The sequence below is a fragment of the Nostoc sp. genome, from assembly GCF_036917395.1.
Taxonomy (GTDB): Bacteria; Cyanobacteriota; Cyanobacteriia; order Cyanobacteriales; family Nostocaceae; genus Nostoc.
The window spans coordinates 1-25,459 of record NZ_JBALDI010000033.1; the positions used below are offsets into that span (position 1 = coordinate 1).

Annotated in this window: 27 protein-coding genes; 19 read left to right on the forward strand and 8 right to left on the reverse strand. The window is 39.9% G+C overall.

Annotation, left to right across the window (positions count from 1 at the left end; all coding sequences use genetic code 11):
* Positions 1–572: 572 nt before the first annotated feature.
* Positions 573–932: a hypothetical protein gene (locus tag V7K46_RS12505; RefSeq protein WP_335113478.1), complete on the forward strand. Its 360-nt coding sequence runs from the start codon at positions 573–575 to the stop codon at positions 930–932.
* A 77-nt stretch (positions 933–1,009) separates the two neighbouring features.
* Here V7K46_RS12505 and V7K46_RS12510 read toward each other — a convergent pair whose 3' ends face one another.
* Positions 1,010–1,336 (reverse strand): KGK domain-containing protein, encoded by a 327-nt coding sequence (locus tag V7K46_RS12510; protein WP_335113481.1) that lies wholly within the window; start codon positions 1,334–1,336, stop codon positions 1,010–1,012.
* A 95-nt stretch (positions 1,337–1,431) separates the two neighbouring features.
* Here V7K46_RS12510 and V7K46_RS12515 point away from each other — a divergent pair, with 95 nt between their 5' ends.
* The 5 genes from V7K46_RS12515 to V7K46_RS12535 all read left to right on the forward strand — a co-directional run bounded on the left by V7K46_RS12515 (position 1,432) and on the right by V7K46_RS12535 (position 5,337).
* The gene (locus V7K46_RS12515; RefSeq protein WP_335113483.1) at positions 1,432–1,674 is read left to right on the forward strand and encodes a hypothetical protein; all 243 of its coding nucleotides are present in this window, start codon (positions 1,432–1,434) and stop codon (positions 1,672–1,674) included.
* A 3-nt stretch (positions 1,675–1,677) separates the two neighbouring features.
* Positions 1,678–1,935, forward strand: a complete 258-nt coding sequence (locus V7K46_RS12520) for a hypothetical protein (RefSeq protein WP_335113485.1) — start codon at positions 1,678–1,680, stop codon at positions 1,933–1,935.
* 80 nt (positions 1,936–2,015) lie between these two features.
* On the forward strand, positions 2,016–2,222 hold the full coding sequence (locus V7K46_RS12525; RefSeq protein ID WP_335113487.1) for a hypothetical protein: 207 nt from the start codon (positions 2,016–2,018) through the stop codon (positions 2,220–2,222).
* Positions 2,223–2,258: 36 nt separating this feature from the next.
* Positions 2,259–2,660 carry a hypothetical protein gene (locus tag V7K46_RS12530; RefSeq protein WP_335113489.1) on the forward strand — a complete coding sequence of 134 codons (402 nt, stop codon included), beginning with the start codon at positions 2,259–2,261 and terminating at the stop codon, positions 2,658–2,660.
* A gap of 223 nt (positions 2,661–2,883) precedes the next feature.
* Positions 2,884–5,337, forward strand: coding sequence for a DnaB-like helicase N-terminal domain-containing protein (locus V7K46_RS12535; protein ID WP_335113491.1), 2,454 nt, complete (start codon positions 2,884–2,886; stop codon positions 5,335–5,337).
* A gap of 83 nt (positions 5,338–5,420) precedes the next feature.
* On the opposite strand, the gene V7K46_RS12540 is transcribed toward V7K46_RS12535, so the two are convergent.
* The gene (locus V7K46_RS12540; protein ID WP_335113493.1) at positions 5,421–5,684 is read right to left on the reverse strand and encodes a hypothetical protein; all 264 of its coding nucleotides are present in this window, start codon (positions 5,682–5,684) and stop codon (positions 5,421–5,423) included.
* Between the two features lie 366 nt (positions 5,685–6,050).
* On the opposite strand from V7K46_RS12540, the gene V7K46_RS12545 reads away from it, so the two are divergent.
* From V7K46_RS12545 to V7K46_RS12570, 6 genes are all read left to right on the forward strand, one after another.
* Entirely contained in the window at positions 6,051–6,368 is a 318-nt protein-coding gene (locus V7K46_RS12545) for a hypothetical protein (protein WP_335113495.1), read from the forward strand.
* A gap of 27 nt (positions 6,369–6,395) precedes the next feature.
* Entirely contained in the window at positions 6,396–6,860 is a 465-nt protein-coding gene (locus V7K46_RS12550; RefSeq protein ID WP_335113498.1) for a hypothetical protein, read from the forward strand.
* Positions 6,861–9,677, forward strand: a complete 2,817-nt coding sequence (locus V7K46_RS12555) for a hypothetical protein (protein WP_335113500.1) — start codon at positions 6,861–6,863, stop codon at positions 9,675–9,677.
* Complete coding sequence (locus V7K46_RS12560; protein ID WP_335113502.1) at positions 9,674–10,474, forward strand: hypothetical protein; 801 nt, start codon at positions 9,674–9,676, stop codon at positions 10,472–10,474. Before V7K46_RS12555 ends, V7K46_RS12560 begins: the two co-directional genes overlap by 4 nt.
* A 150-nt stretch (positions 10,475–10,624) precedes the next feature.
* Positions 10,625–10,966, forward strand: coding sequence for a hypothetical protein (locus V7K46_RS12565; RefSeq protein ID WP_335113504.1), 342 nt, complete (start codon positions 10,625–10,627; stop codon positions 10,964–10,966).
* Positions 10,967–10,996: 30 nt separating this feature from the next.
* The gene (locus V7K46_RS12570; RefSeq protein ID WP_335113506.1) at positions 10,997–11,413 is read left to right on the forward strand and encodes a hypothetical protein; all 417 of its coding nucleotides are present in this window, start codon (positions 10,997–10,999) and stop codon (positions 11,411–11,413) included.
* A gap of 5 nt (positions 11,414–11,418) precedes the next feature.
* On the opposite strand, the gene V7K46_RS12575 is transcribed toward V7K46_RS12570, so the two are convergent.
* Positions 11,419–11,643 carry a hypothetical protein gene (locus V7K46_RS12575; protein ID WP_335113508.1) on the reverse strand — a complete coding sequence of 75 codons (225 nt, stop codon included), beginning with the start codon at positions 11,641–11,643 and terminating at the stop codon, positions 11,419–11,421.
* Positions 11,644–11,649: 6 nt separating this feature from the next.
* Between V7K46_RS12575 and V7K46_RS12580 the strand changes: the two genes are divergently transcribed.
* Complete coding sequence (locus V7K46_RS12580; RefSeq protein ID WP_335113510.1) at positions 11,650–11,985, forward strand: hypothetical protein; 336 nt, start codon at positions 11,650–11,652, stop codon at positions 11,983–11,985.
* Positions 11,986–12,042: 57 nt separating this feature from the next.
* Here V7K46_RS12580 and V7K46_RS12585 read toward each other — a convergent pair whose 3' ends face one another.
* From V7K46_RS12585 to dnaA, 3 genes are all read right to left on the reverse strand, one after another.
* Entirely contained in the window at positions 12,043–12,249 is a 207-nt protein-coding gene (locus tag V7K46_RS12585; protein WP_335113512.1) for a hypothetical protein, read from the reverse strand.
* Between the two features lie 42 nt (positions 12,250–12,291).
* On the reverse strand, positions 12,292–12,573 hold the full coding sequence (locus tag V7K46_RS12590; RefSeq protein WP_335113514.1) for a hypothetical protein: 282 nt from the start codon (positions 12,571–12,573) through the stop codon (positions 12,292–12,294).
* Positions 12,574–12,963: 390 nt separating this feature from the next.
* Positions 12,964–14,346 (reverse strand): chromosomal replication initiator protein DnaA, encoded by a 1,383-nt coding sequence (dnaA, locus tag V7K46_RS12595; protein ID WP_335113516.1) that lies wholly within the window; start codon positions 14,344–14,346, stop codon positions 12,964–12,966.
* Positions 14,347–14,500: 154 nt separating this feature from the next.
* On the opposite strand from dnaA, the gene V7K46_RS12600 reads away from it, so the two are divergent.
* Both V7K46_RS12600 and def read left to right on the forward strand, forming a co-directional pair.
* Positions 14,501–15,742, forward strand: a complete 1,242-nt coding sequence (locus V7K46_RS12600; RefSeq protein WP_335113518.1) for an HhoA/HhoB/HtrA family serine endopeptidase — start codon at positions 14,501–14,503, stop codon at positions 15,740–15,742.
* Positions 15,743–15,894: 152 nt separating this feature from the next.
* Positions 15,895–16,425, forward strand: coding sequence for a peptide deformylase (gene def, locus V7K46_RS12605; protein WP_335113520.1), 531 nt, complete (start codon positions 15,895–15,897; stop codon positions 16,423–16,425).
* Between the two features lie 156 nt (positions 16,426–16,581).
* Here the strand turns inward: def and galE are convergent, their stop codons facing one another.
* Entirely contained in the window at positions 16,582–17,586 is a 1,005-nt protein-coding gene (gene galE, locus V7K46_RS12610; protein WP_335113522.1) for a UDP-glucose 4-epimerase GalE, read from the reverse strand.
* Positions 17,583–18,992: a sugar transferase gene (locus V7K46_RS12615; protein WP_335113524.1), complete on the reverse strand. Its 1,410-nt coding sequence runs from the start codon at positions 18,990–18,992 to the stop codon at positions 17,583–17,585. The genes galE and V7K46_RS12615 overlap by 4 nt, the downstream gene beginning before the upstream one ends.
* Before the next feature lie 1,023 nt (positions 18,993–20,015).
* Here V7K46_RS12615 and V7K46_RS12620 point away from each other — a divergent pair.
* From V7K46_RS12620 to V7K46_RS12635, 4 genes are all read left to right on the forward strand, one after another.
* Positions 20,016–22,235: a GumC family protein gene (locus V7K46_RS12620; protein WP_335113526.1), complete on the forward strand. Its 2,220-nt coding sequence runs from the start codon at positions 20,016–20,018 to the stop codon at positions 22,233–22,235.
* A 261-nt stretch (positions 22,236–22,496) separates the two neighbouring features.
* On the forward strand, positions 22,497–23,660 hold the full coding sequence (locus tag V7K46_RS12625; protein ID WP_335113528.1) for a glycosyltransferase family 4 protein: 1,164 nt from the start codon (positions 22,497–22,499) through the stop codon (positions 23,658–23,660).
* A gap of 7 nt (positions 23,661–23,667) precedes the next feature.
* Positions 23,668–24,426, forward strand: coding sequence for an FkbM family methyltransferase (locus V7K46_RS12630; RefSeq protein WP_335113530.1), 759 nt, complete (start codon positions 23,668–23,670; stop codon positions 24,424–24,426).
* Complete coding sequence (locus V7K46_RS12635) at positions 24,423–25,454, forward strand: CgeB family protein (RefSeq protein ID WP_335113532.1); 1,032 nt, start codon at positions 24,423–24,425, stop codon at positions 25,452–25,454. Before V7K46_RS12630 ends, V7K46_RS12635 begins: the two co-directional genes overlap by 4 nt.
* Positions 25,455–25,459 lie beyond the last annotated feature (5 nt).

Consider the following 25,459-nt stretch of genomic DNA (forward strand, 5'->3'; position numbering starts at 1 on the left):
TAAGTCGGTGATAAATGCCTCGTAAGTCGGTGATAAATGCCTCGTAAGTCGGTGATAAATGCCTCGTAAGTCGGTGATAAATGCCTCGTAAGTCGGTGATAAATGCCTCGTAAGTCGCTCTATCTCAGCCCTAAAGCGATAGCTCTTACTTGCATAATCCCTGCCTAGTCTGGACTTGAGCGCTTTGTGTGTCCAGCGCTGCGGCGGTCACTTGTCTAATAAGTCGGTTAAAATCTCCTTAAGATAAAATTCCATTCACATTGTTTAAAGGCGATCGCTGGCGCGTAGTGGTCGCTTTTTCTTTTTTCAACTCCCAGCAGGTCTTTCATTTGCACAATGGCTACAGGCTGCTATCTCTGTCTGGTTGGGAGTTGGGTATTAGGCATTGAACATCGGGTACAGGGTGTTTCCGCGCAAGGTGGCGCGGGTGCTTGCTCCGGTTGCAACGCAAAGGGGTAGGCGTTGGGAAGAAGATTGCATACAATGAAATTACCCATGCAATCTTGAATCATGTTAACATTACATGGGTAAAGACTGCAACATATTACATGGGTAAAATAGGAATAGTTTACATGGGTAATATAGATGGGTCGGAAAGCAACGCATCGGCTGTATGGACAGAACAAGAAAGACTTTACCGTTACGCTAACCTCAGAGAGCGCAGAAATACTGGCCAGCAGGGCGAAAGCTTTGGGAATCAGTCGCAGCGAACTCATAGAGCGTATCGCACGGACTCACTTAATGTCTCCGTCGGAAAAACGGCTGCTGGGGGAACAGTTAGCCAACTGATCCACGACTACCGCGATCAGGTGGCTTCTAAACAGTCTCTTATTCAACAAACTCAAGAGGAAATAGATTATCTTCAGTCAAGGATTTGTCAATTTGAAGAGTTAGTAGAAAGTCTCGAAGAACCAACTGAAGAAACTGCATAAACCGTCCTACTTGTATAAGTAAGACGGTTTTTCTTATGTTATCGCCTCATTTCAAACCAGAGGCGATACATCTGTGATTATTCGGGATTGAGTTGCGATCGGAGATCATCTAAAGGAGACTCTGACCCAGGCACTTTATCAGGAGTGAATTCCACACGATAACTGACTATCAGCTTCAGCCTTCCCGTCTGCCAGTCTTTGCCCGGTTGGAGAACCTCAGCACTAACGCCATTGCCTCCCCTAATTTCACCAGTCCAAACATTGTAATTAGGAAAATTCGACTTTATAGCTTCTCCGATGTGTTTGTCTATGTCCTCAAACTTTAAAAGATTGGCATTCACAAAGCTCAGTTCTTTGGCAATGCTGATTACTTCATTGCCACTCAAAATTACTGGATCGTTCATTTAACATTCTCTTTCAGTAAACGACTTGGCGGATCAAGTTGACGCTCGATCCGCCTTCCCTAAGTTTTCCCGCCGACCACCAAGGAATAAAACCAATGATCAGAGCTAAATTCACCTGTCAACAGAGTACCTTTAACCGCGAAACCCAGACAGCAACAGTTATTCTTACACCTGCTACCTCTCCTATCGACGAAAACCTAACTCACCGGAAAGCGACACCATCTGGGGAAATTACGCTCCAAATCACTGAACTTGGTGCAGCCTTTGAATTCCGGGCAAACAAAGACTATTACGTTGACTTTACCGCCGTGCGATCGCTCTTGACCAACGAGGAATAACCAATGATTAAACGAAGAATTTCACCAAAGTTAGTTGACGCGAGAATCCTCGTCCTCTACGAGTTAGACCAATTCATCAACTACATCCGCACTATTCACCCAGAATTAACACCTAATGAATCCACAGTAGTAGCAGCCGTTGTATTGAAAAACTTGCCGAATGTGTTTCTAGAGAACCCATCGGCAATAAACGAACTCAAAGAGGTAGCGGCAATTGTAAAAAACAAAGCAAGCCGCAATGCCCCACAGACGATGAACTAAAAACCACCCAAAGATTGCGATGGCGTACCCGCCTGCTAGGAGAGCGATCGCAGTGACTAATTACCAAATACAAGGACTTTATGAGTAAACAAGAACCTTCTCAGATACCAGACAATAGCGAATTATTTCCAGGCATAGATAAATACTTACCACCCTTGCCAGAGTGGATCAACGTTGAGCATCCCGACTTTCCCCAATACTTTCACATCGCCATTCTGGACGAAAACGGGGAAACCAAAACCTGGTGGCAGCGAATACCAGAACACCTTCGCAGCAAATTCCCTTAAGCGATCGCTCAACCCATTACTCCCAACTATCAACTAATGGCGGATACAGCACTAACCCAATCAACCCAGCTTTTGATGGACTACATCAAAAGCCAGATTCCAGCAATCACATCTGACCAGCACGCCGAAACATTAGCCGCTCAGATAATTGCTGGCTTGCCTCGGTTATTTGCAGAAAGCCCAGAGATTTTTAGTATTGCTTTGTCGATGGCTCGTGCCAAGCAAACCACTACCCAATTGATGATCTCCCGAAAGTTCAACGACCTAATGAACCAGATAGACGTTCAAATGCAGCGGTTGCAATGGACACAAGCCCAAGGTCGAGAACATTTAGAGAAATTTTACGGGGTGCGATCGCGCTATTCACTGTCCCTTGACCAGTTGGATAACTTTCTGTTGTACCTGCAACTTACCGATTCTTCAGCACCCAATCCCTAGAATCGCGATCGACCCTTTCTAATCCCAGCGTTTCAATAGCAACTCAGTAATTTATCACACGCAAAAAAAAACTCACTAATTAGGAACTAGTGAATCCAAAACTAAAAAGATAGGAAAAATAAATGATTAAATATTTAACGAGATTAGGCGGTAGAATAACCGTCACTTTCACAAATTCTACCACATTAAACAACTCAAAGCTAGCTAATCGGGGGACAAAGTAATGATAGCAATCCCCTACACATACACCGAAGAACCAAGCTTTAAACCTGACAATAACAGGCTACCGCCGTGTAATATTGAAGCAGAAGAAGTGGTGCTGGGTGGAATACTTCTTGACCCTGCGGCAATCTATCGAGTTAAAGATAGACTAAAGCCAGAGCATTTCTATATCGGCGCACACAAAGACATTTACCAAGCCTGCCTAAGACTTTCTAAGAAAAGACAGCCAACAGACTTGTTGCACGTTAGTAGCTGGTTATCAGACCATGATTTACTGGTAAAAATCGGTGGCAGAAATAAACTAGCCACGCTTGTTGACAGAACAGTTAGTGCAGTCAATATCGACAGTTTAGCCGCCATAATTATCATAAATGCCAAGCGTAGAGAAGCAATCAAAACGGCTAATAAACTTGAAAGTTTAGCTTATGATACTGAGATAGAGTGGACAAATGTTTGTGTAGCATTTGAGAACGAAGTTAAAGAAATAATCTCAGCACCAGTTGCCCCAACAAAAGAAGAAAATGAGTCTTGGCATTGCAACCAGCTAATAAGTGAACTAGAAAATGTTTATCTTAAAACGCCTAATCCTACACTGAAATTATACAGGCTTAACCAACTGGCTAATGCTCATCCTGAGATTAGAGGAGGAGTTAAGGCACTCGAAGACCTTTACATGAAATCGCTATGCGCCACAGTCGAGCCACGTAAAAGTTTAGATCAGCTTGAAGAAGAAGTGGGCACAGAGGGAAGAAAATGGCTTTTGGGGGGAATGCTTGCACAGGCAACCACAACACTTTTAATTGCCGACGGTGGTGTTGGTAAAACCAAATTACTTTATGATCTGCTCTACTGCATAGCCAACGGTGAAAACTGGAATGGCTTCCCTGCGACCTCCGATGGAAGGCGGGTGCTTATTTACCAGGGGGATGAGTCAAAACACGACATGCTTCAGGCTTTGAACAAACGCGGATTCAAGCCAGGCACAGAAGTCCGTGAAAAGACAGGGGTCAGATTTGGCTGGAACACAGATGCTATGCCCACTCTTTACCAAGATGCTGCTGAATTCAAGCCTGCGATCGTGATGATCGACTCCCTAACCTTTGCCAATCGCTACTCCCTTTACGACGAAAATAGAACAGAATATTCCCGCCCCATTCTGGAGCTAAACAAGTTCGCGGCCGAGACTGGGATACAAGTAGTCGTCGTTCACCACACCAACAGAAATGGACAAGCCAGAGGGTCTACGGCAATTAAGAATGCTGTCTCCGAAGTAATTAAGCTTGAGAAAGACACTAACCCCAGCGCCAACGTTCAAGAGAAAATTCTCACGATTGAGAAATCGCGATCGCGCCGCTTCCCAGTAAGCTATCGCCTGTTCTTTAACGAAGAAGATTTTAGCTTCTCGCTGTTAGAGGAGGTTGGACAAGAATTAGGTTCCCCAGATATGTCTACTAAAGACCAGATCGTTAAATTTTTGCAAGAACACGCCAACATTAAATTCGAGTCTGAAGAGGTTGCCCACGGGATCAACGCTACATCCGGCAATGCGAGGCGATGTTTATACCAGTTAGCCAGGGATGGGATGGTGAACCTTGACGAGAAAACGGCTAGCGGCACAGCGAAGCTGTATTACATCGCCAAGGAATACGAAAATTGTAGTACAGACAATCCTTTACAAACTGCAATAGTCACACAATCTCCGAGGATCACCTCTAAAAATGACTCAAATGCTTGTCAGTCGGCAGTAATTAGCGAGTCATCCGAGATGTATAAAAATGATGGATCACCCTATGATCACCTTGTGATCACCTTGAGTGATCACCTTTGTGATGAGTCTGAAAACAATGTAGTGCAAGATTATTTAGGAAATATAAAGCAAGGTGATCATCTAAGTACATCAGAAATTGCAAATTTATCAAATCCCGAATCAGAGTCAAAAATCGATGTTCAGACAGATCACCTGATCACCTTTGGCGAAAATGCAGAACCAGCAAGCATTCCAGAAGGTGATCCGTCAAGGCGATCGCAAGGTGATCACGAGGTGATCCAAGGCTCGCGCGATCGCCTCGATGATAACAGTCACGTACTACAAACCTTGAACTCATCTCCTCTGAAACAAGCAGATTTTGAGGAAAAGGGTATTTACTGGTCGCCACGACTCAATAACCAAGTAATGATATGGAAGCTTTTTAAATCCCTGCCAGAAGCCGAAGTTTACCAAGCCGGGAATCCCACAGATAAAATTCGGGTTAAGTTGTCTGAACTTTACCCACTGCCAGAGTTCAAAGCTGGTGAAGAGGTGGCGGTCTTGGATGATCACAAAAAATTCAACGACAGAGTATTCACAATCAGCGGTGTTCACCCTGGCGGTATCTGGATTGAAGGGAAAACCAGAACGGGCACTGACTCTTATGGGCCATTCAAGCCAAGTCAACTAAGAAAATTGAGCGGCTAATCATAATTCGCCACTTGGTGATTAGTAATTACTGCGATCGCTTTGGATTTCACCAAAGCGATCACAATCGATTTCTTGAGGTTTTAAGCAGCGACAGCAACGGGCACAGATATTGACTCATACTCTGTAAGAAGTTGCTCAAGAGAGGCTAACTTTGTCGCTGTGTCCGCTTTTTGCTTCTCATCCTCATCGAAAGATGAGGTAATCACTTCAATCTTGAGACTCAATTCGGCATTAGCCGCTTTTAGTTTGGCGTTTTCAGCCCGAAGCTGAATATTTTCTTGGATAGAAGCGAGCGCGCCTTGAACAAAGCCAGTTAATCTGTCTAGAAAGTCGGGTGTAGCCACGTGATGCCCTCAGATTTTTATAACTTGGTTCAGGATACTGGATAAAAAATACAATTGCCTAGCTGAAGCATCAATCCTATGTATCCTTGGTGAAATCAGAGTTTGTTAACAAAAATTTACAATTATTCTCCCTGTATAAACGCGGGTGAAGGAGGGAGTGTAAATTAAATTAAGTTCTTGTTTAACCTTGCAAGAAGGCAAAATAGGTGGATTTCTGCATGTTTACAACAGCGCTTTCTCTCAGATGTAAAGATAGCAAGACTTGAAGTCAGTACAAACACTTCCGAAATTACATAAAACTGGAACATTTACAGACAAGTAACTTGCTCATAAAACTAATGTATTACCCTTCAAAATTTTAGTTTTATGACACAACCATTAATCACTGATTTATTTGGAGCCGGCGCTAGTTTCTCCGGTTCACCTAAAGTATTGCAAATACCCTTAACAGCTTTACCCGCTTTAACAGGTGCTAACCCCACACCATTAGAAATCTACGCCGCAATTGTCGCTACTGCTCACCCTTGGTTAAATGCTAATACCGACGCTTCGGTGTTGGCTACTAGCGATTTAACCAACAACGCCCCAATAGTAAGAAATGGTACGCCTAAAACTCAATTTCAATATGCTTTGAGATTTTACGGTAATTACGCTGCTCCCACCTTTGATCCAAATAGTATTTAATTGCAGCGAAGTAAAAGGTATTAAATAATGGGATGGTGCATAGTTGGAAACGTAGTTGACGGCCAAAATCATACTACTAAAAGGGGGATATATTATGAGACCGAACCTCAAATAACTTATCACTCTAATAACGCGGATCAGGCTTATTGGGGCTACGCTTACACTCAATTCAATAACTATTATTCTTTTGCAGATGGTAGTTATACCATTTTTCAATCAGACCAAGCTAGCTGTAATGTTGATGCTACACCGACCGCTAAATACGACTGTATTAATGGTCAATGTATTAGTTCAACCCAATATAAAACACCTGGAATTTATCAATCTTTAGCTGATTGTCAAGCTGTTTGTGCTAATGGTGGGAGTTGCGGTCAGGGTAAGCAGTGCGTTGACCCCACGACATTTTGCCCACTTGGAAAAGTTTGCATTGACCAAGATGAATTTTCCTCAATTGAAGGCTTAATTTCTAAAATTAACAGTGAGGTTTGCTAGATGTCTAGCGCTGGACAAACCCTAATATCAGAACTTTCAAATATTAATAATTGTGCTGGTCATCAATGCGATTGCTGTCAGCAATTGCAAAGTCAAATTGATAGTTTAATTGCTCAAATAAATGAAGCTATCAATTTAGCAAAAAATGCTCAGAGTACTGCCACCGATGCTCAAACTACTGCTACCAACGCGGATCATCTTGCAGTAGAGGTTTCGTCAATAGCGATTAATGCCAGGAATGAAGCAAAACAAGCTCAAAGTACTGCCATCAACGCGGATCATCTTGCAGTAGAGGTTTCGTCAATAGCGATTAATGCTAGGAATGAAGCAAAACAAGCTCAAAGTACAGCGAACGACGCCCAGCAAATAGCTTTTAATGCCTTGGAAGGAGCTAATGAAGCTGAAGCTAGTTGTAAAAGGGCACAGACTACAGCTGATAATGCTCTAGCGTGTGCCCAAAGTGTAGAGGCAATTGCGAATGAAGCTCTAAGCACCGCAAATCATGCAGAGCAGGGAGTAACCGCAGATTACGACTTAGCAATGCAAGCGCTCAACGAGATAGCAGCGTTAAAGAGAGACGGCGTTGATCGGGAATCGATTGTCAATGAAGCTGTTGAAAAGTCTAAAGCTGCTATAGAGCCACAAATACACAATTTGATTAGCTGGCAAGGAGATCAGGATCGGCATCTAGGCGAGTTAGATAGTGAAATTGAATACCTAAAAGGAGAACTAATACTTATTACTGCTGGTTTAGCCGCCTTAATCGTAGTCGTTGCGGCTCCCTTAATCGCGGCTGCAATTGGGCCACTTGTAGCATCAATTGCAGCCGCAATTGGAGAGGCGGCGGCGGCGGCGGCGGCGGCTGCAACATTAGAAGCGGAGGTGGCTGGCATTCAAATTGAAGTTTCAGGTGTTCAGGCTGAGGTTTCAGGTGTTCAGGCTGAGGTTTCAGGTGTTCAAGCTGAAGTGGCTAGTGTTCAGGCTGAAGTTTCAGGTGTTCAAGGTGAAGTTTCAGGACTACAATCTGAAGTTTCAGGTGTTCAGAGCGAGATTTCCGCTATAGATGGACAGATCTCTGGTTTAGAGGGTGAAGTCTCAAGTATGGAAACTCGGATTATCGGAATTCAGGACGAATTTGTAAGCGTCCAAAGTGAAGTTACAGGATTAGAGGGTGAAGTAACTGCTGTTCAGGATCAGATTATTGGTTTACAAGATGAAATAGGCGTAGCCAAAGCAGATGCAGAGATAGCCAAAGCAGATGCAGAGATAGCCAAAGTTGATGCAGAAAGAGCGCTAGCAGATGCCGAGGTAGCCAAAGTTGATGCCGAGGTAGCCAAAGTTGATGCCGAGGTAGCCAAAGTTGATGCGCTGAGAGCGTTAGCAGATGCGGCGCGAGATGCAATTCCCGGCCCTCCTGGCCCTCCTGGTGAGCCAGGACTCCCAGGAATTGGAGAACCCGGGCCACCAGGAGAACCCGGTTCACCAGGAGAACCCGGGCCACCAGGAGAACCAGGAATTGGAGAACCCGGGCCACCAGGAGAACCCGGGCCACCAGGAGAACCCGGGCCACCAGGAGAACCAGGAATTGGAGAACCTGGGCCACCAGGAGAACCAGGAATTGGAGAACCCGGGCCACCAGGAGAACCAGGAATTGGAGAACCCGGGCCACCAGGAGAACCAGGAATTGGAGAACCCGGGCCACCAGGAGAACCCGGGCCACCAGGAGAACCCGGTTCACCAGGAGAACCCGGACAGAAAGGAGAGCAAGGCGATAAAGGTGAAGAAGGGGAGAAAGGCGATAAAGGTGAAGAAGGGGAGAAAGGAGAGAAAGGTGAAGAAGGGGAAAAAGGAGAGAAAGGTGAAGAAGGGGAAAAAGGAGAAAAGGCGAAAGTGGAATTTACAGATATTACTGTTAAAACCTTTAACAGATGCAACACTGAAACTAAAACACCTGAATTTGAATACAAACCAATTCAAGTCATCAAGGGAACTGAATCGCAAGAAAAGCTTAACTTTGAGCAGATAGCGGCTGTTGCTGCTCAGGAGTGTTATCAATTAGTTGAGATAGAAATTAAAACTTTTGATAGTTGCGACCCCGAAACGCATAAACCTGTAGCTCTAAAAGAAGCAAAAAAAATAAAAGTGCTTCCTGGTATGGAGTTAGAAGTTAAAGCTATTTTTGACCAAATGTTTGAAATTCAAGGCGAACAGTGTGATATAAAACCCAATAATTTTGATATTGTTGAAATATCTGTTCAGACTGTAGTCGGTTGTAACCAAGATAGAACTCCTATTATTAGAGATAGAACGATTCATTGCCCAAAAAAATTAGAAGCCTGGTTGATTTATCAAATGGCTTCTTTAACAAATATTGAGAGCAAGCTTTGTCTTATAACTGGAGAGGTCGGTGATGTTGGGGGAAATATTCTTAATGAAGTACGCGAAGTTGGTTCTAATTTAATTGATGCCCTTGAAACTACAGCTTCATTAATAGGCAAGGGATTCAACGCTTTTCAAGATGATGGGCTTTTGTCAGAAAACAACTGGCTTTACACTCCTGCTAATATTCCACTTAAAAGTGGAATGCTTAAACAACTTTCTGAGATAACTGCTAGTTCTAATACCGAAGGCTTGGACGCTAGCGACACAATAACTAATACCCCAATAACTGCCAAACAACTAGCAGCAGAAATTAAACAATCTGCTGAACAATTAGATAACTCTTTTTCAGAAGCTGTAACTACTGCCTCTAATCAAAGAGCAGAACAAATTCAACAATTAAATACTCCTAATTTCAATTGGGAGGCTTTACTATGAGCATTCGTGATTGGGCTGCAATTAGAAAAGCCTTAATAAATGGTGATTCTTATAATTCAGAAGTGCTTGCACATTTTTCTGATTTACCCATAAATTCCCAAAGAGAAGCTGTTAAAAATCTTTGTTTGGTACAATTAAATGATTCAATTCTGATTGCCCAACAACGAATAAGATTTTTCCGCGAGGAAGTGCAAAAAACGCATCTAAAACCTATTATTATTGGTCAACCAAAAATTGATTTAGATGCTGATGTTAAATATCATCCAGAAATATCTGTAGAATTTCAACAAAGTTTAATATCAGTACCTAGAGGTGAATATCCAAAAAATGCACGAATTAGCTGGAGATTAATGGATGAAACTAGTGAATCATTCACCTTTACAAAAATGAATGCTATGGCAGCATTAGTTTATCAACATTTTTTTCAAAATAGATTTACTTTTAAAAAAGGTAAAATTATTGGCTGGTACATTTCACTAGTAGATGGGCTAAATTTACAGCTTTACTGTTTAGATGAAGTAGAAGCTGAGCGCGTTGCTAAATACGTAGTTCAATCTATTGGTAAAACTTGGAACGATAAAATTTTTAAAACTACTAAACCTAAACGTGACAATACAATTGCACCCCAACAAATAACTGTCCTTGGAAAACAAGAAAATGCTCCTACTTGGCGACCAAATATAACCGTTAATGCTTACAAAGCAAATATAACTATCTGGGGTGCGAATAATGAAGAATTTCAATTGGTAGGACGGTTAGCAAATGGTCAATTTTTTGCCATAAGTCGAGGTAATTGATATCTGTACCGTGTCCTTGTGCTGTCGAATTTAATAGAACCCTATAGGGTTCCAATACCCTTATACACTCTTTATACACTGAATAAGTCAGTATAAAATAGCAATAGAGGAGAAAAATCCAACTTGTGTCAGTAATGAGCAATTTTACTTATGGCAACTCTAAAATCATATTTGTTGAAAATTGACAATATTAACTATGCTTTGCATCTTGATAAAGATATTTACGACGGGATAAAAGAGACTATTGGACTTGTAGATATGCCAAGTCCGCCACCAGATTCTCTACGCCAAACTTCTACTACAGATTTAGAAACAAACGGTCTTGCTCATAAAATAAGCGTCGGACTTGCTGCAACAGTAGATGGAAAAGCTACAAAGCGAAAGATAGTAATATGCCCGTCTACAAAACCCTTCAAAAACATGATTGGGAAACAAATCGGCTCTTTATACGTAAAGAGCGCCTGTGTCAAAACTCATCGAAACTTCATTTAAACAAAAATTAATAACTGAGGAGAAATTAGCATGGGACTTTACGCAACACTGGCGGTTACAGGGACTCAACTTGCACTTGATGCAACTGAAAAGCCATTTACTTTTTACTTTCGAGGTGCAAAAGAAATTTACAAAGATAATGATTGGGCAACAGCTACTGGCATTAAAGATGTAACTGCAACTCATGAAGGGCAAGTAGTACTTACAGATATCGGCGATTTACTTTTACATGGAATTGTTAGAACCGCAGAAGTAGAACTCAAAGATACTGATACCAAAAAAGTTGTTGCAATTAAAAGAGTTCGTTACGCCGGGAGTAAAGCTAGTACGATTGAGGAAAAAAAAGCTGCTGGCGGGCTTGTTGAATTAACTTGGAAAGGATTAGGTAAATTTGCTAATAAACCTATTAGTGCAGTAATTGAAACCAGAAAAATGATTGTGGACTAAATAATTTAGACTGGTGTGAGAATAATTGCCAGTCTAAATTTTGCTCCAATTGGATAATTTTGACTTTGAGAAGATTTGATATAAAACTCACATCGTCCAGAGGGATTTTTGGGGTCAGCCCAAAAATCCTCTGAAAATTCATCTTTTAACGGTTCTAGTTCAATTCGTATTTGCTCTGGAGAACCTTGATACTGTGTTTTTGATTTTAAAATAAATAAAGGGTTTGCCATAAATTAATGTCGCAGTTTGATCCAAAACTCGCTAGTTTTTTATTATCTTTTATTTGTGCTGTTTCAGGCTGGCTTGTTTGGTGGCTGAACAAAATTAAATTTGAGAAACAGCAAGCTGCTCTTGAGAACCAACAAGCTATTCAAAAAGCAGAAGCCGCCGCTGAGAAAGCGGTAAATGAAAGGCGTGACTTTTATCATTTAGTTAACAATCAAAAACAAATATCCGCAAACATAGCCCACGGCTTTGAAGATATTGAAAAGCAGATAAAAGAACAAAATGAGAAGCTGCAAGAAATTAAAGCCTATTTGATTCGCAACCAAGGCACTAATCACCACGGGTAACTTTGGGGATTCACTCTAGACAATTTGGTATTGGGCATTGGGCAAAATCTGAGTTTGTCACAAAGGGGGCTTTAAACCTGTTCGTTCGTAAACCAATTGATTCGGAAACTGTTTACGACCTTGTATGAAATCCTGCTTTCTGAGTCGGCTTATCGCTGGATATAATCGATGAAAACCCATGTGTAGAGTTTTATGAATTTGAACGGCTCGTAACGGGCCAGTTTTAGAAAGTAGGTTGAAAATTTCAGATTCGTCTTGAGTCATAATTCCCTTTTTGTCACATAGAGGCTAGAAGCTTTTTACTGTCTAGATGACTAAAATGATAAATGATCGCCCTGCATCCAGTGGGAGGATATCAGCGGGTAGCTGTTCTCGCCTGCCAGCAGGAATGTGGTAAGCCGTTCGACTCGGTGCAGCAGACCGAATGGTTATAAAGTGCGATCGCAAAAAATGAGTAGTATCTGAGTAGCGCGATCGTTGCTTGCGATCGCTAAAAATCGGGATAAAGATGGTGCTTTTGAGTAGCGATTGAGTAGTACTGTAGACAAGCGAGCTTGGAAGTGCTGTGTGGACAAGGAAGAAGCACATTAGTTTGGAATTACCCCCTAATTAATGAATAGCCTTTTCTAGCCATTTTTGAGTAGCTCTTGAGTAGCACTCAAAAATCTGGGTAGAGTATTAGAGGTTGTTTGAAAAGTCTAATTTATTACTGTTTCTTTTTGATATTAGGCAAGTTGATTATCTGTGGAAAACTTGTGGAAAAACTCAAGTACTTTTCCACAAGGTAATTATACTTAATTAAGTTTTACCAGCAAAATATCAAGTTTTCCACAGAATCTTCCACAAAAAGTAAGATTTTTTCCGCAATCTAAGTTAAATTTAATCAATTTTTATACGATACTTAATATTTTCGACTAATTATTTAGCTGTTAACGCTAATGATCGGAGCGCTGGTTGTGGAAAACTTAAAATACATTTTCAGGATGGTTTTTGAGAACGACTAGTCATATTGATGCGATCGCTCAGTTGGCGTAGTGTTTGTGCTAAAGTGCGATCGCTCTCGTGGAGTTGGGTAATTTTATCGCAACTATAGATTACCGTTGTATGGTCTTTACCACCAAACTCCTCTCCAATTCTCGGCAAACTCAGGGATGTATGTTGACGCATTAGATACATTCCTATTTGACGCGCCCAGCTAATCTCTCTTCGTCGTGAGTTACCTTTGAGGTCGTCTATTGAAACATCAAAATTAGCCGCCACAACCTTTAAAATTGCTTCTGGGGTAGCTGCCATTTTTTCGTTAGGCGGTTCTAAAACTGGTGTAATATTTTCCACCGTCATCGGTAAGCCCCAAATAGAAATATAAGCCACCGCCCGAATTAAAGCCCCTTCTAATTCTCGAATATTAGAAGTATAGTTAGAAGCAATATATTCAATCACGTCACGAGGAAGACAAATATTTTCATCCTCGGCTTTTTTCTGCAAAATTGCCATTCTAGTTTCTAAATCCGGCTTTTGGATATCTGCAATTAACCCCATAGAAAACCGAGAACAAAGACGTTCTTGCAAGCTAGGAATCTGGTTAGGAGGACGATCGGAAGCAATGACAACTTGTTTACCAGCTTCATGTAAAGTATTAAAAGTATAAAAAAATTCTTCTTGAGTATATTCCTTCCCTTCCAGAAACTGAATATCATCAACTAATAAAACATCAGCCGCTCGGTAATGTTCTCGAAAACTTTGCATACTATCTTTACGAATCGCTGTAATTAAATCATTAGTAAACTGCTCAGTAGAAACATAAAATATTTTACAATCAGGAGAAATTTCCCAGCGATAATGACCAATAGCCTGCATCAAATGAGTTTTACCTAAACCTACGCCACCGCATAAGAATAAAGGATTAAACTCCCTACCTGGAGATTCCGCAACTGCCAAAGAAGCAGCGTGAGCCATCCGATTGTTAGCACCAACTACAAATCGCGAAAATACATATTTTGAGTTTAATTCAGTAGTTTTTTGGTTACGATTAGGAACAGCTTCAGAAATACTGCTAGGATTTGGTGATTCCCAAGAAATCTCTCGTTCACTAAAATGAGAAACTTCATCACCTTGAGCAACAGTAATATAAATACCCACCGGATGACCCAGAATATCTTGTACTACATGAGCAATAGTATTGATGTAATACTTCTGTAACCAATTACGAGCAAATGGGTTAGGAGTACGGATTACCAAACAATTATTTTCTAATCGCTCCGCACTAGCAGTTTTGATCCAAGTTTCAAAGGTGGGTCGGGATAGTTCAAGCTGTAGGCGCTCTAGTACCTGACTCCACAGACTTTCTATAGGAATTTCCATTATCCACCACCTTTACTGCTAATCGTCACAATAGAAGATAAAGCACCAATTTAGCATTGAGACACGCTAGACCTAGAATAAGCTTTTAAGTTGTAATCATTTTGGGATATACCCGGTAGGCACACCACCGATTGATACGGAGAAGCAACGACACATGAAGACAACAAACCATGATTTAGCGCCCAAAAAGATTGATACCAGGGGTTTTCCCCACAGGTTGTGGATACTCTCATATGGGGTAGCAGTGGTGTTCTTGGGGAGCTGCTCTGTTCTACCAGCCAAGACCTTTGAGACTCGACAAAGCGACACTCAAGACCAAAAAACAATAGAACCTAATCCACTAATTGTCCCCCCGCCGATTTTCTCGTCGTCTGGAGATCCTAATTTTGTGGTAAAAGTAGTGCAAAATGTGGGGCCTGCGGTAGTTCGCATTGATTCTTCCCGAACAATCACTTCTCGCGTACCAGACGAATTTAACGATCCATTTTTCAGGCGGTTTTTTAAAGACGCAGCGCCACAGCCTAGACAACGGGTAGAGCAGGGTAGCGGTTCTGGATTTATCATTAATTCTTCAGGTCAAATTGTAACCAATTCTCATGTGGTAGATGGTGCTGATAGAGTGACTGTCATACTCAAAGATGGCCGAACTTTTGACGGGAAAGTTTTGGGTGAAGATCCAGTAACAGATGTGGCTACGATCAAAATTGACGCTAATAATCTGCCAACTCTATCTGTGGGTAACTCCGATGCCTTGCAACCAGGAGAAGCAGTAATAGCTATCGGTAACCCTTTAGGCTTGAATAATACCGTCACTTCTGGGATTATTAGTGCTACAGGTCGCTCTGGTAGCGATATCGGTGCTAGTGACAAGCGGGTTGATTACATCCAAACGGATGCTGCGATTAATCCTGGTAACTCCGGTGGCCCATTGTTAAATGCTCGTGGCCAGGTAATTGCGATGAACACAGCTATTATTCGAGGCGCTCAAGGCTTAGGATTTGCTATTCCCATCAACACTGTGCAAAAAATTGCCCAAGAATTAATTGCTAAAGGCAAAGTCGATCATCCTTATTTGGGTGTTCAGATGGTGACATTGACACCAGAAAATAAAGAAAGAATAAAAAATGTAGCAGGCGATGGCTTAAATATTACAGCAGATGACGGCGTTTTGCTGGTTGAGATTGTGCCGCGATCGCCTGCATCTGTGGCTGGACTACAAGTTGGCGATGTGATTAAAAGCATTAATAACCAGCCTGTTACTAAAATTGAAGAAGTACAAAAGCTAGTAGAAAAGAGCAAAATCGGTACTAAGTTACCAATAGAAGTGGAACGCAATGGGCAAATTGTCCAAGTAGGAGTCCAACCTGCTCCTTTGCCCGTGAGACGTGAAGGATGATGTTAGGAGTCATTCAATTTTGGATTTAAGATTTTAGATTTTAGATTTTTCCTTCAATTTAAAATCCAAAATTCAAAATCTTAAATTAGCAGAGTTAGGAGTTAGGAATACTCCTAATGTCCAATGCCCCATTACCAAAAGGAGTTTTTATCATGACTGAATTAGCGCCAATAATTCAATTAGGCAATCCAACATTGCGCCAAAAAGCTGCTTGGGTTGAGAATATTCAAGATGAGCATATCCAGAAATTAATTGAAGACTTAATCGCCACTGTTGCCAAGGCTAACGGTGTGGGGATTGCTGCGCCTCAAGTAGCACAATCCTATCGTTTATTTATTGTGGCTTCCCGTCCTAATGCCAGATACCCCAATGCCCCAGAAATGCAACCTACTGCCATGATTAATCCCAAAATCATTGCTCATTCAACTGAAGTTGTCAAAGATTGGGAAGGTTGTTTAAGTGTTCCAGGAATTAGGGGGTTAGTTCCTCGGTATAAATCTATTGAAGTGGAATACACTGACTGTCAAGGCAACTTACAAAAGCAAGAATTAACCGATTTTATCGCTCGGATTTTTCAACACGAGTTCGATCACCTCGATGGTATCGTATTTGTAGATCGTCTAGAGAACACTCTCGATATGATCACTGAGCAGGAATATCAACAACGAGTCGTTAACAATTAATAAATTGGACTAGTACAGGACTTTAACTGATGATGTATCACTAAGAACATCAAACCAGATGTTCCTAGATTACATCTGATGCTTCTTTTTTGCTTAATAGCGATCGCCTTTCAGGAAAAACTTTTTGGTTTACTGACACTGATTCGATACTCAGAATCAGTGTATGGAGGATGTCACCATCAAATCTTTCTGATGCATTTCCCAAGCTAGGGTAGTGTACACAATTTGATCTAAGTCATTATATTTTGGTTGCCAACCCAGTAATTTAGAGATTTTATCAGCACTAGCGATCACACAAGCAGGATCACCAGGGCGACGTTCTGTTTCAATAACCGGAAAATCTACCCCAGAAATAACCTTAACCCGTTCGATAACTTGACGGACACTGTATCCTTGTCCATAACCACAGTTGAGAGTTTGGCTTTCGTTACCTTGCTCTAGATAGGTTAAAGCATCTAAATGTGCTGCTGCTAAGTCTTCAACATGAATGTAGTCTCTAATTGCCGTTCCGTCTGGTGTAGGAAAATCTGTACCAAAAATTTTTACTCCTAGTCTGCGTTTGAGTGCAGCATCACATGTAACTCGAATTAAATGAGATGCTCCTTTTGACATCTGCCCCAATCGCCCACCAGGTTCTGCTCCAGCAACATTAAAGTATCGTAAAATTACGTAACGTAAATCAGAAGCCTTTGCATAGTCACGAATCAACCATTCACAAGAAAGTTTTGATCGCCCATAGGGGTTAATAGGTTCAGCTGGTGTAGATTCAGTAACAGGACTCATTTCTGGTTGTCCATAGACAGCTGCTGTACTGGAAAAGATAATTTGGTTCACACCCATGTTGCTGCAACAACGGAGTAAATTCAAGGTGTTGCGAGTATTGTTAGCGTAATAGTCTAGGGGACGAGAAACAGATTCGGGTACGTTCAGACTGCCAGCAAAGTGTAAAACTGCCGTAAATTGATGCTGACAAAATACCTGACAGAGACATTCTAAATCTTTTAAATCACCAATAATTAACTCACCATGCAATACTGCTTGGGCTGAACCCGTAGAACAATTGTCATACACCACAACATCGTAACCTGCTTCGCCCAACTTACAAACCACATGCGAGCCAATGTATCCTGCTCCACCAGTAACTAAGATTTTTTTATTCATCTGCCTTTACCCAGTAATACTACCCGAATGGTTTTGAAGATGATCGCTAAATCCAAAGCTAGGGAATAATTTTTGATGTAGTAGAGGTCGTAAGCTAATTTCTCGTAAGCATCTTCTACTGATGCGCCGTAGGGATACATTACCTGCGCCCAGCCTGTGATTCCGGGTTTGATGACATAACGTAAGTCATAGTAGGGAATTTCTTGTCGCAGCTTGATATCAAATTCTGGCCGTTCTGGACGGGGGCCAATGAGGCTCATTTCTCCCCAGAGAACGTTTAAAATCTGTGGTAGTTCATCGATTCTAGTCAAGCGTAACCAGCGTCCGAATCTAGTAATCCGAGGATCTCGTTCGTTCGCCCACTGCACTCCCCGTTTTTCGGCATCCTGATACATGGAACGAAATTTGTAAACTCTAAAGGGCTTTCCTTCCAAACCAGTCCGCATCTGTGTGTATAACACTGGACCTGGACTATCTAACTTAATTGCTAGTACTACTAGCAACATCAGTGGAGATAAAAACAGAAATAATGAACATGCCAGAATAATGTCTAATAACCGCTTGAGCTTTTGATTAATGCTGTCACCCGCTAAATTAAAACCAGCACCAAAAGCCAGCCAGTTATCTTGAAGTAGAAATGAGGGAAGTTTGTGCCACAAGGTTTCACAAATATCGGGAATCCCATAGATAGAGACACCAGATAAACGTAACTGCATCAACTGCTGTATCTCTGCACCAGATAATTCCATTGGGGTTGTTACTATTACCCCTGACCAAGGTTGTTGACTCCATTGGGGTAAGTCATTGAGGCTCCCCACAAAAACTCGATTACTTTTTGCTAACTCATTGATGTTTGGCTCTGCTGTTGCTAGAACAACCAAGCGCCCTAATGAACTGTGTTCTAAAAAAGTTTTGCTAAATAAAATGGCTTTTTTACTTGCACCCAAAATTAGCCAACGGCTGTGTTGAGCTTGCGATCGCACCCACTTGGCTGCCCATATTCTTGATCCCATAGCCCAGATGGTAAATATGCCTAAGCTGGGGAGCAAAATTCCTCGTTTCAAGACCAGATCTTTCCCCCAAACACCAGTAAAGTAAATGAGAGCTGCAATAATACTACCAACAACAACATTACTAATCAAAATCCGAAATGGAGCGCGTAACCCTGCTATTTGGGTATCTGGATGGTAAGTATCTGCTAAATACAGCCCTGCGAAAACTATGAAAAAAAATAAATAAATTAAAGGATCAAAAGTATTCAAATTCTGATTTAATCGTAACCTTAAAGAGAGATACAAACTTAATAATAAACCCATTACATCCCCTAATAACAGTAATACACAGAGAAGATTATCTGTTTGAGAGAATTTCTTGGTTTTTTTGCCAATAGCAAGAGTAATAGTCATTTGCAGAGATTAGTAAGAATTAGAAAAATTACAGCATAGATATAATAAAACTAGATGCAAGCAATAATTAACATGAAATTTTTGTGTTAAATTTTAATAATTAAAAATATTTACAAACCGTCAGCAAATTAGATGATAAGCAATCGAAAATAAAAGCCTGGTTTTACTAAAAAAACCAAGTTTCATGAGCTTAATCAAAAAAGTCGTCTTGTGTGTTTTACCATATCTTTATTAACCCTTTATTTTTAATCCTTATTTTAGCTATCCAACCATGTAGAAATTACGTAAATATTTGAATTTATATACAATTAAGATTTGATTTGTGAAAAAGCTCCGTACATCTGGAGAGACATAAAATCAGATGATAACTCAATTCCGCTAAACCTTGCTGTAAAAAGCTTATGACGGAATTTGCTGTTCATTTATCACTATATATTTATTGATTTACTTGGGGCTGTGGTCAAGCGATGCCTACGGTGGGCTACGCCTACGCTAAAATATTCCTTGGGTAAATATTTTACCAACATTCATAGTAAATTATACATTAAAAATTAAGTAATATAATCAAGAAAAAACCGTAAAAATACGTAGGTTTTTTCACAGAAAAACCTTGATAATCTTTAACTAAATCTTTATGGATTATTCAGATCCAGTTGCAATCAATAAGGAGCAATTTTAGAGAACATTAGACCAGTTGATAAGTAGGTAGGCATAATTAAAAGTAATATGTGATTGCGTTTGCGTAGCAAACGCAATCACAGTCCATATTATATTTACACCCATCCACTTATATTACCTCTCCTGTTCCACTTCTTTGCTCTATATTCAGTTCTCACTTCGGTGCAATACAGTCGGAACGTCACCCTGAATTTGCTGACACAAACACTTCCCTCTCCTTGGCAAGGAGAGGGTTAGGGGTAAGGTTGAAAAATGTACTTCATGCAAACGAGAACTGCTTTATATCAGTACAAATAAGCCAACTAAATGTTTAACAGTTTCCATATGTAGAGTATTAGGTGAATTATGCCTTCTCATCAAAACGAGCAAGACCTGATTAATTTTCAACACTATTGGCTGACTGTAAAAAGACGTTGGTTACTGATAATAACCATTATGGGGTCGGTCTTAGGAGTCACAGTGTTGGTTACTTTTAGTCAAAAACCAATTTATGAAGCCGAGGGCAAACTCCTTTTTAATAAGCAAAGTGGTGTCTCTTCCCTTACAGGTGCAAGTGAGCAGGTGGGACAACTGGGACAACTCAGTGGAGTGACAAGTCTCTCTAACCCTTTGGAAACTGAAGCCGAAATCATTCGCTCCTACCCCCTGAGTCAAAAAACTATTGCTAAGTTGCAGCTCAAGGATAATCTGGGACAACCATTAGCAATAGATAATTTTCTACCTAACTTGAAAATCAAGAGTATCCGAGGGACGGATATTTTACAACTTTCTTACCGTAGTGCTAATCGTCAAGAAGCCACAGCTATCGTCAATACATTGATGAGTGCTTATCTGGAAAATAATGTTCGGATTAACCGTTCCGAAGCCACAGCAGCACGAAAATTTTTAAGCAAGCAATTACCTCTAATCGAGGCAAAAGTCACAGAGGCGGAAGCAGGACTGCGTCAGTTTAAAGAAAAATACGAGGTTATTTCCCTAGAAGAAGAAGCTATACAAGGAGTCAAAAGGCTGAATGACTTATCCAGCCAGATAACCCAACTACGCGCGCAGTTGGTTGATGCTAAGAGCCGTTCTAGTGCTTTCCAAAATCAATTGGCATTGAACACACGGCAGGCTATGGCACTCACCAGCTTAAGTCAATCCAAAGCAGTACAACAAGTGCTATCAGAATATCAGAAGGTTCAAGACCAGTTAGCAGTGGAGAGGTCACAATTTACCGATGAACACCCAGTCATTACTAGTTTGTTAAGTAAAGAACAAGCTCTCAAAAAGCAGTTAGAAGGAAGAGTGACCCAAACTCTGGGTAGTTCACAGCCTATCCCAGAGCAAGATTTACAAATAGGAGAACTCAAGCAGACTCTAACTGCTAATTTGGTGCAAGTGGAAGTAGAACGGTTGGGATTGGAGAATCAAGTTGGTGTGTTGATGAAGGAATTTGTACATTATCAAGCACGTCTCAGAAGCCTACCCAAACTGGAACAACAACAGCTACAGCTAAAAAGACAGTTACAAGTAGCACAAATAACCTACGAGCAAATACTGAGAAGATTGCAAGAAGTCGAATTAGTAGAGAACCAAAATGTAGGCAACGCCACGATTGTTTCTGAGGCTTTAGTTCCTAAGAAGAAAATTTCTCCTCGTATTAGCTTGAATTTGGCACTAGGGGGATTTTTAGGATTCTTCTTAGCTATTGGAGCAGCTTTATTGCTAGAAGCTGTAGACAAGTCTGTGAAGACAGCAGAAGAAGCCCAAGAATTATTAGACTATCCCTTGTTGGGTACAATTCCGGTTTTTGAGCAAAAAGCTAGACTGGCTCGTGGTGAGAGTATGACCGAATTAGTGGTACTCAATAACCCTTATTCATCGGTTAATGCAGCCTTTGAAATGCTCCAGACTAACCTGGGTTTTACCCTTTCTGATAAGGAACTGAACGTGATTGTGGTTAGCAGCTCTGTGATGCATGAGGGCAAGTCTTTTGTGGCAGCTAACTTAGCAATTGCTACTGCCCAGATGGGACGGCGAGTGCTATTGATTGATGCAGATATGCGTCGCCCTCGTCAACACGAAATGTGGCAGCAATCTAACTTAATGGGGTTAAGTAATGTTTTAGTGGGGCAAGCTACGTTAGCACAAGCTGCCAAGGAAGTGGTGATAAATCTAGAATTGCTCAGTTCTGGCACCATACCGCCCAACCCTGTTGCACTACTAGACTCACAGCGGATGAATGGGTTACTGCAACAAGCTGCCCAAGATTATGACTGCGTGATTATTGACACTCCGCCTTTAAGCCTTCTGGCAGATGCCTCGATTATAGGCAAAATGGCAGATGGAATCTTGCTAGTTACACGTCCTGGTGTAGTTAATTCTGATACGGCTAAGACTACAAAGGCACTATTAGAACATTCGCGTGTGACTGTGTTGGGAATGGTAGTGAATTGTGTAACTACTGATCATAATGACTACAGCTACTACTACTCCAATACAAATACTAGAGAAAATAATTCTAGGAAGAAGGATAAGATTAAGTCTAACTTAAGTAGAATCACTGGATTAAGACTGCTTTAACTGGTTAATAATTTGGGTAAATCAGTGTTTTTTCTGAGGTTGTTCTAGATTTAGGTTGTATAAAGTTATAGGCGCAATATGAAGTTAATGTGGATGATTTAGGAATTCAATCATGAATTTTAATATTCATAGAGGATTCTTGTTTACTTTTTGAAATATGCCAATGGTGTTCAACAAACACCAAATTTTAACTTCTAAACTACTTAATTTTTTATAAAAGTAATTTAGAACCCCTAAAAGATACTGGATAAAGTAAATAAAATGTTAATAAAATTGGCAATTCTCCTTACTCATCCAGTTCAGTATTTTGCACCTGTATTTCGTGAGTTAGCACAGCAACCAAATTTACAATTAAAAGTATTTTTTGGTTGTAATCATGGGGTAATTCTAAGGGAAGACCCTAACTTTGGCGTAGTCTTCCAATGGGATTGTCAGCCAACAGCAGGTTTTGAACACGAGTTTTTATCTCACAATTATTTGGAAGATTTAAAAGGCTTGAGAGGTATCAGATTAGCGGCTAAAGCTTTTACTGCTATTAATCGCTATCAACCTGATGCTGTACTGATTTTTGCTTATTCACCTACTTTTATTACCGTTAGTACTTTGTTGCTATGTCTAGCTGGACACAAATTAATGCTCAGAGCAGACACAACAGATGAGGCATTATCGCGTTCTTATATTAAGGACAAAATACGTCAATTATTCTTGTCTTTTTACTATCGTCAATTTACTCATTTTTTCCCTATTGGAACAGATTCTATAAATCATTATTTGCGGATGGGAGTAGATAAGAGTCGTATGACGTTAGCTCACTATGCCATTGATACAGAGTTTTTTCAAAAACAGGTGGACTTTTGGCTACCACAGAGGGAAACTTTACGAGCTAACGCAGGTATTGGAGAACAAGACCATGTTCTGATTTATTGTGGTAAAATGTTTCCACCAAAAAATCCTTTAATAATTCCTGATGCCTTAGAAAATCTATCATCAGTAGAAAAAGAAAAAATTTGGTTTGTTGCTGTGGGAGATGGGGAATTAAGAGAAGAATTTGAACGAAGAATAAAAGTACAGCTAGGTGAAAGAGCAATTTTTGTTGGTTTTAAAAATCAGTCAGAATTAGGTCGATATTATGCAATTGCAGATACATTAATTTTACCTTCTCAAAGTGGAGAAACTTGGGGATTAGTTGTTAATGAAGGCCTTCATTTTGGGTTGAGAGTTATTGTAAGTAATAAGGTGGGTTGTGCAAAAGAATTGATCACAGATATTAAATTTGGTAGAATTTTTTCATCTAGTAACTTTCTTGAATTGGCAAAGATAATTTCGCAAGAAATCTTACAAATTAACTTAAAATCTAGAAAATTAAAATTATTACCTAATTCAAGTAAGTTAGCTAAAAATGTTTATATTAAATTAATTGCGTAGGTAATATATGATTGCATTTAATTTTAGTAATATTCGCTCAAACAATTCAATTGGAAAACTTATTCGTTTTCCTTTATCTTTATTACCTACAAAATCTATACTTCCTATTCTACAAGGGCCAGCAAAAGGAATGAAGTGGATTGTGGGAAGTGGAGTACATGGAATGTGGTTAGGCTCATATGAAGCAGATAAGCAGAAGTTAATGACTGAGTTATCGCTTGAAGGCACTACTGTTTTAGATATTGGTGCAAATGTAGGTTTTTTTAGTATTTTCTTGAGCCGTCTAGTTGGTGCAACAGGTAAAGTAATCTCTTTTGAACCATTACCTAGAAATCTTGAGTTTATTCATCAGCATATACAGTTGAATAAAATAGATAATATTGAGATTATTTCAGCAGCAGTCAGTGACAAATTAGGGAAAAATAACTTTGCTAGTTCTCATTTACACGCACAAGGATATTTGAAAGATAACGGAGATTTAGAAGTTTCTGTAATTACTTTAGATTCGTTACATAATTTAAATAATTTAGTTAGCTTAGTTAAAATAGATGTTGAGGGCGCTGAAGTAAATGTATTGAAGGGTGGAGAGAAATTTTTTCAAGAACATAGACCAATTATATTATTAGCTACACATGGAAAAAAACAAGTTAATGATTGTCAAGTTATTTTGCATAAATACAACTATTCTATGATGTTAATAAATAAAGATTTATATGGATTTGATTGCGATGAATGGTTGGTCAAGCCTAACAAATGCTCATCATGAATTATAAAACAATAATTATTGGCAATACCTCAGAAAGTTATCAATTAGGTTCTATATTGATCAGAGCATTTCAAGAGTTAAACATTTTGTTTGATACCAGCGATACAAGCTGGAATTCCTATGCTCCATCTATGAAAAATTCGTGGGGCAAAATATTTTTCAAAATATCAGGAAAACGTCCTTTAGAATGGTGGTCATTTAATAAAAAAATAGTTAATTGTATAAATGAGTTTAGTCCAGAAGTCGTTTTAGTAACAGGAATTTTTCCTTTAACAAATGAAGTATTCGATATTTGTTCTCAAATAGGTACAAAGATTGTTAATTACTTAACTGATTATCCGTGGAATCCCAACCATAAGAGTGCATTTTTTCTATCCAATCTTAAAAAGTATGATTTAATTATAAGTACAAAAACCAAAATATTATCAGAGCTAATTAAACATGAAGTTAAAAAAGTTCATTTTTTGCCATTTGGCTATGATGCGTTTCTTTGTCACCAACCGATAAAAGTTTCTCAAGTTGAGCAAGATTTATTTAAAGCAGATATTTCCTTCATAGGTACAGGTGATAGTGAACGTATTCCTTTTTTGGATGCTATAGCTTCATTGAATGAATTTAATTTAAAAATTTATGGCAGAGCTTGGCATAAATTGAATCTCAAAAAATGGCAAAAGCTACCAGCAGTTTTTGAACATGAATTACGGTTAGCCACTTATTGTTCTAAGTTGTCACTTGGTATTGTTAGAAAACGTAATAAAGATGAGTCAACTATGAGAACATTTGAAATAGCTGCCTGTGGTGGATGTGGTATTTATGAAGATACTCAAGAACATAGAGAAATCTTAGCAGGATATCCTGATTATGGTTTCTTTAGCTCACCAGAAGATTTAGCTAACAAGTGTAAATGGTTATTAAAAAATTCTATTGAAAGAGAACAGATGCGAAAGATTGGTATGCAAATTATCATCAAAGATACAAATACATATACAAGCCGATTAAAAACTATATTAGAGTTGTGTTCTGAGTAGCCATT